The sequence below is a fragment of the Inquilinus limosus MP06 genome (assembly GCF_000767795.1).
GTDB classification, from domain to species: domain Bacteria; phylum Pseudomonadota; class Alphaproteobacteria; order DSM-16000; family Inquilinaceae; genus Inquilinus; species Inquilinus limosus_E.
In genome coordinates this window covers 1-8527 of sequence record NZ_JANX01000256.1, presented here as the reverse complement: position 1 = coordinate 8527, position 8527 = coordinate 1, and the positions used below count along the sequence as shown (strand labels likewise).

The 8527-nt window shown below is 70.2% G+C and carries 8 protein-coding genes and 1 tRNA gene; 7 read left to right on the top strand and 2 right to left on the bottom strand.

Going from position 1 to position 8527, the window contains the following annotated elements; all coding sequences use genetic code 11:
* On the top strand, positions 1-393 hold a 393-nt coding region (locus tag P409_RS38990), incomplete at its 5' end, for a M10 family metallopeptidase C-terminal domain-containing protein (protein ID WP_034841558.1).
* Positions 394-429: 36 nt separating this feature from the next.
* Here P409_RS38990 and P409_RS40390 read toward each other — a convergent pair.
* Positions 430-705: a DUF1127 domain-containing protein gene (locus P409_RS40390; protein WP_034841555.1), complete on the bottom strand. Its 276-nt coding sequence runs from the start codon at positions 703-705 to the stop codon at positions 430-432.
* A 160-nt stretch (positions 706-865) separates the two neighbouring features.
* Here P409_RS40390 and P409_RS19115 point away from each other — a divergent pair.
* The 3 genes from P409_RS19115 (at position 866) to P409_RS19105 (ending at position 3314) form a co-directional block, all read left to right on the top strand.
* Positions 866-941: transfer RNA gene (locus P409_RS19115), tRNA-Thr, on the top strand.
* A 126-nt stretch (positions 942-1067) separates the two neighbouring features.
* The gene (locus P409_RS19110; protein WP_034841551.1) at positions 1068-2237 is read left to right on the top strand and encodes a class I SAM-dependent methyltransferase; all 1170 of its coding nucleotides are present in this window, start codon (positions 1068-1070) and stop codon (positions 2235-2237) included.
* A 366-nt stretch (positions 2238-2603) separates the two neighbouring features.
* On the top strand, positions 2604-3314 hold the full coding sequence (locus tag P409_RS19105) for a Crp/Fnr family transcriptional regulator (RefSeq protein WP_052120944.1): 711 nt from the start codon (positions 2604-2606) through the stop codon (positions 3312-3314).
* Between the two features lie 16 nt (positions 3315-3330).
* Here the strand turns inward: P409_RS19105 and P409_RS19100 are convergent, their stop codons facing one another.
* Entirely contained in the window at positions 3331-3795 is a 465-nt protein-coding gene (locus tag P409_RS19100) for a YaiI/YqxD family protein (RefSeq protein WP_430515646.1), read from the bottom strand.
* Positions 3796-3901: 106 nt separating this feature from the next.
* Here P409_RS19100 and P409_RS19095 point away from each other — a divergent pair, with 106 nt between their 5' ends.
* The 3 genes from P409_RS19095 (at position 3902) to P409_RS19085 (ending at position 8464) form a co-directional block, all read left to right on the top strand.
* Entirely contained in the window at positions 3902-4969 is a 1068-nt protein-coding gene (locus P409_RS19095; protein ID WP_034841547.1) for a DNA topoisomerase IB, read from the top strand.
* A 391-nt stretch (positions 4970-5360) separates the two neighbouring features.
* Positions 5361-7103 (top strand): ABC transporter permease, encoded by a 1743-nt coding sequence (locus tag P409_RS19090; protein WP_034841543.1) that lies wholly within the window; start codon positions 5361-5363, stop codon positions 7101-7103.
* A gap of 11 nt (positions 7104-7114) precedes the next feature.
* Complete coding sequence (locus P409_RS19085; protein ID WP_052120939.1) at positions 7115-8464, top strand: ABC transporter ATP-binding protein; 1350 nt, start codon at positions 7115-7117, stop codon at positions 8462-8464.
* The last annotated feature ends 63 nt before the right edge of the window (positions 8465-8527 follow it).

Here is an 8527-nt window from a genome sequence, read left to right as displayed (position 1 = left end):
GGCGCGGACGACACGCTGGACGGGCGCGGCGGCGACGACACGCTGGAAGGCGGCGCGGGCGGCGACCTGCTGACCGGCGGCGCCGGCCGCGACCGCTTCGTCTTCGGCGACGAGGCCACCGCCTCGGGCGACCAGATCACCGACTTCGTCCGCGGCACCGACCTGATCGTGATCGACCGGGCCGGCTTTGGGCTGGCGGCGGGATACCAGCCGTCGGTGGTGACCGGCGCCGACCCGCAGGCCACGACCGCCGGTCCGCAATTCCTGTTCGAGACCGACACCGGCCGGCTGTGGTTCGACGCCGACGGCACGGGGACGGAGCAGGAGGCCGGGCTGGTCGTCACCCTGACCGGCGTGACGGCGCTGGCGCTGTCGGACCTGCTGCTGATCTAGCCGGCTCCCGGCGGCCCGGCCTGTCCGGCCGGGCCGCTAGCGCCAGAACGGCTTCGCCAGCTCCGCCGCCGCGTCGGACCGGGTCCAGCCAAGATCCTTCAGATCAAGCTCGGACAGGCCTGCCAGGTCGCGGCGCTGGCGGGCCTTTTCCCAGGCATCCTCGAGCACCAGCATCAGGCGGAGCGCGACCGCCGGCAGGGCTCTGACCGCGGGCCAGGGCTTCGGCACCGGCCCATCCTGGATGTTGTCGTTGGCGGCCGGACCGGCCGGGTCGTCCCAGGGACCGCGCGGAGTCGAAACGAAGTTGCGCATCGAAAGGCTCGCAAGCACGACTGGGTCCATCATTGGGCCGAGCCGCCATCTGTGGAAAGGTCCAATCGCGACGGACCGGGGCGACCGCGGGCCGTAACGGTCGAGCCGGCCGTTCAATCGCTGGACAGCCGCGGACGGAGTCGATAGGGAATGGTCCGGCGCCGGATTAGCTCAGTCGGTAGAGCAGCGGTTTTGTAAACCGAAGGTCGCGGGTTCGACCCCTGCATCCGGCACCATTTCCTTCCCTCCATTCCCCTTTCGCGGCCGCGCCACGCGTGACAAGGCCGGCATGCGCCGCCTATCCTGCCGCCTTGTTCATCGCGTCCGGGGCCGGGCGCCGGGGGTTTCCGGGGAGCTTTTTGATGCAGAATTCGACGATCCGCCGCGCCTGCTTTGTCTGCGGCTCGACCGAGGGCGAGACGGTGTTCGAGACGGCGATGGATGTCTGTGGCCTCGGCCATGTCACCTATGCCCTGCGCTGCTGCTCCAACTGCGGCCTGACCCTGCAGGACCCGGCGGTCTCGCCCGAGACCATGCTGCGCCAGTACACCACCTTCTCCAACTACACCGCCTTCGGCAGCGGCGAGCCGCCGCTGATCGACACCGCCCGGCGGATGCTGGCCATGGTCCAGGCCGAGGGCGTGGCGCCGGGCCGGATGTACGATGTCGGCGCCTCCAGCGGCTCGATGCTCTGGCATTTCCGCAAGCTGGGCTGGGCGGTGGCCGGCTGCGACCTGTCGCCCAAAGCCTGCGAGCAGGCGCGCGAGCGCAACGGCATCGCGGTCGACCTGGGCGGCGACGAGGAGACGCTGCCGCATCGCGGCGGCCAGGACCTGATCACCTTCTCGCATGTGCTGGAGCACATCTACGACCCGGCGGCGACGCTGCGCCGCGTGCACGCCGCCCTGGCGGAGGGCGGGCTGCTGCTGCTCGAGGTGCCGTGCCTGGCCGCGCCGGAGGTCAACCCGCCCGGCCTGTTCATGATGGAGCACGTCAACTACTTCGACGAGACGTCGCTGGACAACCTGCTGGCCCGCACCGGCTTCGGCATCCTGCAGGCGCCGGTCACGGTCGACCACTACCCCTACCCCGTCATCACCGTCCTGGCCCGCAAGCAGGCGCCGCAGCCCGACCGGCCGCTGGTCGGCGGCTTCGACAAGAACCGCGCCTTCTGCCGCGCCTACGGCGATGTCGAGACGCGGCGCTGGGGCGCGGTGGAGGCGCGGCTGAAGGCCGGCATCCGGCCGGGCGAGGAGGTCTATGTCTGGGGCGCTGGGCTGCACACCTCGACCATGCTGGAGCGGACCTCGCTGGAGAGCCATGCGCGGATCCTGGCGATCACCGACCGCGACACGCAGAAGCACGGCCACACGGTCGGCCGCCATGCCGTGATCGCGCCCGAGGAGGTGCTGCGCAGCGGCCGCAAGGTCGTGATCTCCAGCTTCCCGTCCGAGCGCCAGATCGGCGAGGGGCTGGTGCAAGCCGGAGTGCCGCGGGACAGGATCGTCTCGCCGCACGGGCAGTTCGCCTGAGGCGGCAGCGGTGTCACGATCCGCATGTGGAGCGATCCGGCGGCACCAGCCCCGGATTGCTTTTTCATTTCTTCATCGAACAATGCCGGCACTGTCGAAATCCAGTCACCACCCGGGCCGATCAGCCGACTCTAAAATTATCCTAAGTTAATTTTCGAAGATCTGTTTCTGAGAACCACTGCCGCCCTCTTATAGTTGTGGCGAATAGCGGCTTCAACAGCATATCTGCCATCACATTGGGAGAATCCGAAACAATGCGGCGCCGGAACCGATGACGGTATTGTGACGCATTCGAATCGGGAATTCGCGGCGGAGGCTCTGCGCCGGCTGGCGATATCCGGGACCGCAGCCGCAACGGGGCATTCGTTGGAGAAGCATCTGGGGTCGCAGGATCCGGATTCGTCCGGGCCCCCACCGAATCTGATCTCACTGCTGCAGCTCTCGGCTGTCGAACTCCGGCAGACGACCGTCAAGGCGGGACAGGAGATCTGGCCGCAGGACCGGCCGGATCCGCCGGTCGTCCAGGTCACGGCCGGCTGGGCCGCCCGCCACCGGGTGCTGCCGGGCGGGGCACGGCAGATCGTGCGGTTCCTGCTGCCGGGCGATGTCGCCGGCCTGCACTCCCAGTTCCTCGGCGCCTCGATCAGCGCGTTGCACGCCGTCACCGACGTGTCGCTGATCGAGATCCGCCCCGGCCCGCTGCGCGAGGCGATCCGGCGGACGCCCGAGCTGGGCTACGCCATCGGCCTGCTGGCGGCGCGCGAGAAGCGGGACCTGGAGGACCATCTGCTGGCGATCGGCCAGGACAGCGGCCTGGGCAAGGTGGCGTTCCTGCTGGCCACGCTGTTCCGGCGCGGCGCTCAGGCCGGGCTGGTCTCCCGGTCGGTCCTCCCCTTCCCGCTCACCCAGCGCCATGTCGGCGACGCGCTGGGTCTGTCCATCGTCCATGTCAACCGCATGCTGCAGCAGTTGCAGCGCGAGGGGCTGATACGGCTGAAGCGCGGCCGGCTGGAGATGCTGGAAGAGACGCGCCTGGCGGCGATCGGCCACGTGCCCGACCGCCGGGACGATCCCTGACCCCGGGTCCTGAGCCTCAGGCCGGCCGAGGCGGCGGGGCGCGCCGCAGCCGGACCACAGCGGCGTCGAGCGCCGACAGGAAGGCGGATTTGTCCTTCCCCGACATCGGCTTGTTGCCGCCGCTGACCGTGCCCATGGCGCGGAGGTCGGCCATCAGCGCCCGGCTGGCCAGGGCCATGCCGATCGAATCCCTGGTGAAGGGCCGGCCGGTCGGGCCGATCACCGTGGCGCCGGCCTTCAGGCAGCGGTCGGCCAGCGGGATGTCGGCGGTGACCACGATGTCCGCCGGGCCGGCGCGCTCGGCGATCCAGTCATCGGCCGCGTCGAAGCCGTCGCTGACGATTACCAGCTGGATGCGGGGATCGCGCGGCACCAGCACCCCGCCATTGGTCACCACGAAGACGGACACGCCATAGCGCTCGGCGACACGGTAGATCTCGGCCTTCACCGGGCAGGCATCGGCATCGACGAGGATACGGATCGGGTTGGTCACGGGCGGCGGCGCGGTTGCGGTCGGGACCGGAACCATAGCGGCGACGACGCCGTTGGTCCAAGCGCTGTTCCCCGAGCAGGACCGCCGCCCCCGCATGACCGAGACGACCGCAGCGCCCGCCTCCTCCCCGCCCGACGAGGCGCGCGCGAACGGCCTGCGCTACGTCTCCGACACCGATCCCGGCATCCGGCGCCGCCGCTCTGGCAAGGGTTTCGCCTACCGCCTGCCGGATGGCAGCCCGGTGCGCGACCGGGAGACGCTGGCCCGGATCCGCAAGCTGGCCATCCCGCCGGCCTACACCGATGTCTGGATCTGCCCGGACCCGCGCGGCCATCTGCAGGCCAGCGGGCGCGACCAGCGCGGCCGCAAGCAGTACCGCTACCATCCGCGCTGGAAGGCGGCGCGGGCGGAGACCAAGTACAACCGCATGCTGGCCTTCGGCCGCGCCCTGCCCCGCATCCGCAAGCGGGTCGAGGCCGGCCTGGCGCAGCGCGGCCTGACCCGGGAGAAGGTGCTGGCCGCCATCGTGCGCCTGCTGGAGGCGACGCTGATCCGCATCGGCAACGACGAATACGCCCGGGAGAACAAGAGCTTCGGCCTGACCACCCTGCGCAAGCGCCATGTCGATGTCGAGGGTGGCGCCGTGCGCTTCGAGTTCAAGGGCAAGAGCGGCCGGCTGCACCGCACCGCCTTCCGCGACCCGCGTATCGCCCGCATCGTCCGCTCCTGCCAGGACCTGCCCGGGCACCGGCTGTTCCAGTATGTCGACGACGAAGGCGAACGCCATGCGGTCGGGTCGGAGGAGGTCAACGAGTATCTGCGCGGGATCTCCGGCCAGGACTTCACCGCCAAGGATTTCCGCACCTGGGCCGGCACGCTGCTGGCCGCGGAGATCCTGGCGACGCAGGGCGAGCCGGAGGCGTCGCCGACCAAGGCCGCCGTGGTGCGCTGCATCGAGCAGGTGGCGGTCCAGTTGGGCAACACGCCGGCCGTGTGCCGGGCCTGCTATGTCCATCCCGGCGTGGTCGCCGCCTTCCTCGACGGCGAGCTGGCCACGACCCTGCGCTGGCCGCCGGGCGACGACCCGGACGGCCGCCGCGGCGAGGCGGCGCTGCTGCGCTTCCTGAAGCGGCTGGAGGCCGAGACCCCCGGCCGCGCATGATCTCTTCCTTACAAATCGTACAGGCCCGGATTACGGCTTGACCGCTTCGTCTCGCGGCGCGATATCGGCCCTGTCGGGACAAGCGCCCGACGCAACCAAGGACCCACCGCTCCGATGAGCACGCCCAGTCGACCTAGCGCGACCTTGCCGGCGCCGACGCTGCGAGCCTGACCTTCGGGGTCCGGTTCCCCTCGTCGCGCGGCCAGGCCGCGCCGGTGCGAGGTGAACCATGAAGCACCTGACCTTTAACCATCGTCCGTCCTATCGGCGCGCCACCTTGGAGGGCGACGACCGAAGGCTCGGCTGACGCCGGCGCCTCGCCGGCCGTTCCGCACCGCGCGTCCACGATGACGCGCGGCGATCGTGACTGCCTGCCTTCCGGACGGACATCATGGCCTTTCACACCCCCGCCCTCACGGCGGAGCGTCCGCGCAGCCTGCCCAATCTCTGGGACCTGGTGGCGTTTTCCCTCGTCTTCGGCGCCATCGTGCTGGTCGCCCATGGCGGCCGCGCCACCCTGGCGCCGCTGGCCGGCCTCGAGCAGACGCCGATCTCGCTCGACCCGCTGGCGCTGCCCGACTACGCGCTTCGCACCACCATGCGCATGCTGGCGGCGATCGTCGCCTCGCTGGTCTTCACCTTCGTCTACGCCACCGCCGCAGCCAAGAGCCAGCGGGCGGAGATGGTGCTGATCCCGCTCCTGGACATCCTGCAGTCGGTGCCGGTGCTGGGCTTCCTGTCCTTCACCGTGGTCGGCTTCATGGCCCTGTTCCCGGGCCAGGTGCTGGGGGTCGAATGCGCCGCGGTGTTCGCCATCTTCACCTCCCAGGCCTGGAACATGACCTTCAGCTTCTACCAGTCGCTGAAGACCGTGCCGCGAGACCTGGACGAGGCCAGCCGCAGCTTCCGCCTGTCCTCCTGGCAGCGCTTCTGGCGGCTGGAGGTGCCCTTCGCCATGCCCGGCCTGGTGTGGAACACCATGATGTCGATGTCGGGCGGCTGGTTCTTCGTGGTGGCGTCGGAGGCGATCTCGGTCGGCGACACCACCATCACCCTGCCGGGCGTCGGCTCCTATGTCGCCCGGGCGATTGATCAGCGCGACCTGGCCGCCGTCGGCTGGGCCGTGCTGGTGATGGGGGCGGTGATCCTGGCCTACGACCAGCTGCTGTTCCGGCCGCTGGTGGCCTGGGCCGAGAAGTTCCGGTTCGAGCAGTCGGCCGGCACCAGCGTCCCCCGCTCCTGGCTGCTGACCCTGGTGCAGCGTACCCGGCTGTTCCAGCTGGCGCTGTCGCCGGTCGGCGTCCTGGTGCGCACCGTGTCGCGCCGGCGCTTCGCCTTCATCCCGGCCGGTACCGCGCGCGACAGCGTGGTCGCCCGGATCTGGTCCAGCCGCGCGGCCGATTGGGGCTTCATCGCCCTGCTGCTGGCGGCTATCGCCTATGCGCTGTGGCAGATCGTCGGCTTCGTGGCGACGGAGCTGAGCTGGGGCGATGCCGGCGAGGTGCTGCTGCTGGGCAGCTTCACCCTGATCCGCGTCGTGGTGCTGATCGCGCTGGCCACGCTGGTCTGGGTGCCGGTCGGCGTCTGGGTCGGCCTGCGCCCCCGCGTTGCCGAGCGGGTGCAGCCGCTGGCCCAGTTCCTGGCCGCCTTCCCGGCCAACATCGCCTTCCCCTTCGCGGTGGTGGCGATCGTCCGGCTGGGCCTCGACCCCGACATCTGGCTGGCGCCGCTGATGGTGCTGGGCACCCAGTGGTACATCCTGTTCAACGTCATCGCCGGCGGCAGCGCCTTCCCGACCGACCTGAAGGAGGCCGCGGCCAGCTTCCGCATCGGCGGCTGGAACTGGTGGCGCAAGGTGATCCTGCCCGGGATCTTCCCTTACTACGTCACCGGGGCGATCACCGCCTCGGGCGGGTCGTGGAACGCCAGCATCGTCGCCGAGGTGGCGAGCTGGGGCGACACCACTCTGACCGCCCATGGCCTCGGCGCCTACATCGCCCAGGCCACCAGCGCCGGAGACTATCCGCGCATCGTGCTCGGCATCGCCGTGATGTCGGTCTTCGTCACCCTGTTCAACCGGCTGCTGTGGCGGCCGCTCTTCACCTACGCCGCCCGCCGGCTGCGCCTCGACTGAGGGCCACGACCATGTACCAGACCATTGCCCATGCCCCAACCACCCCGGTCGCCAACGACAACCCGGTGCTGATCGACATCGCCGGCGTCCGCCAGGCCTATCACAAGGGCGACAGCGCCGACCTCTTGGTGCTGGACGACGTCTCGCTGACCATCCGCGAGGGCGAGATCGTCGGGCTGCTCGGCCGTTCCGGCTCGGGCAAGTCCTCGCTGCTGCGGATCATCGCCGGCCTCGTGCCGCCCAGCGCCGGCAAGGTCAGCTGGTGCGGCCGGCCGGTCGACGGCCCGTCCGAAGGCCTGTCGATGGTGTTCCAGAGCTTCGCCCTGTTCCCCTGGCTGACCGTGCTGCAGAATGTCGAGATCGGGCTGGAGGCCCAGGGCATCCCGGCCACCGAGCGGCGGCGCCGGGCGCTGGAGGCGATCGACCTGATCGGCCTGGACGGGTTCGAGAGCGCCTATCCGAAGGAGCTGTCGGGCGGCATGCGCCAGCGCGTCGGCTTCGCCCGTGCCCTGGTCGTGCATCCGCGGCTGATGCTGATGGACGAGCCGTTCTCGGCGCTGGACGTGCTGACGGCGGAGACGCTGCGCACCGACCTGATCGACCTGTGGATGGAAGGCCGGCTGCCGATCAAGTCGATCCTGATGGTGACGCACAACATCGAGGAGGCGATCCTGATGTGCGACCGCGTCCTGATCTTCTCCTCCAACCCCGGCCGGGTGGCGGCGGAGATCCGGATCGACCTGCCGCATCCGCGCAACCGCCTGGACCCGGAGTTCCGGCGGATGGTCGACGACATCTATGCCCGCATGACCAATCGCGGGCCGGCGGAGAAGGCCGGACCCAAGGTGGTGGGCGGGTTCCCGGGCACGGGGATCGGCATGGAGCTGCCGCATGTCTCGACCAACCTGATGTCCGGCCTGATGGAGGCGCTGGCCGCGCCGCCCTATAACGGCCGGGCCGACCTGCCGGACCTGGCGGCGACGCTGCAGATGGAGGCGGACGAGCTGTTCCCGATCGCCGAGACGCTGCAGCTGCTGCGCTTCGCCGACATGGCCGATGGCGACATCCACCTGACCGAGCATGGGCGGCTGTTCGCCGAGTCCGATGTCGACCACCGCAAGCGGCTGTTCGCGGCGCATCTCTTGGCGCATGTGCCGATCGCGGCGCTGGTCCGGCGGGTGCTGGACGAACGGCCGAGCCACCGCGCGCCGCGGCTGCGCTTCAGCGAGGAGCTGGAGGATTTCATGTCCGAGGACCGGGCGGAGGAGACGTTGCGCGCCGCCATCTCCTGGGGCCGCTACGCCGAGCTCTTCGCCTATGACGGCGAAAGCGGCCAGTTCAGCCTGGAGGATCCGGTTTAGGGGCCCGCCCTTGCCACCTTCATCCTCCCCCTCCCCCTTGCGGGAGGGGGCTAGGGGAGGGGT

Excerpts from the sequence above, each read along its gene's own strand:
- P409_RS19110 (WP_034841551.1), top strand. The coding sequence starts at position 1,068 with ATGCAGAATTCGACGATCCGCCGCGCCTGCTTTGTCTGCGGCTCGACC.
- P409_RS40390 (WP_034841555.1), bottom strand. The coding sequence starts at position 705 with ATGCGCAACTTCGTTTCGACTCCGCGCGGTCCCTGGGACGACCCGGCC.
- P409_RS19095 (WP_034841547.1), top strand. The coding sequence starts at position 3,902 with ATGACCGAGACGACCGCAGCGCCCGCCTCCTCCCCGCCCGACGAGGCG.
- P409_RS19085 (WP_052120939.1), top strand. The coding sequence starts at position 7,115 with ATGTACCAGACCATTGCCCATGCCCCAACCACCCCGGTCGCCAACGAC.
- P409_RS19090 (WP_034841543.1), top strand. The coding sequence starts at position 5,361 with ATGGCCTTTCACACCCCCGCCCTCACGGCGGAGCGTCCGCGCAGCCTG.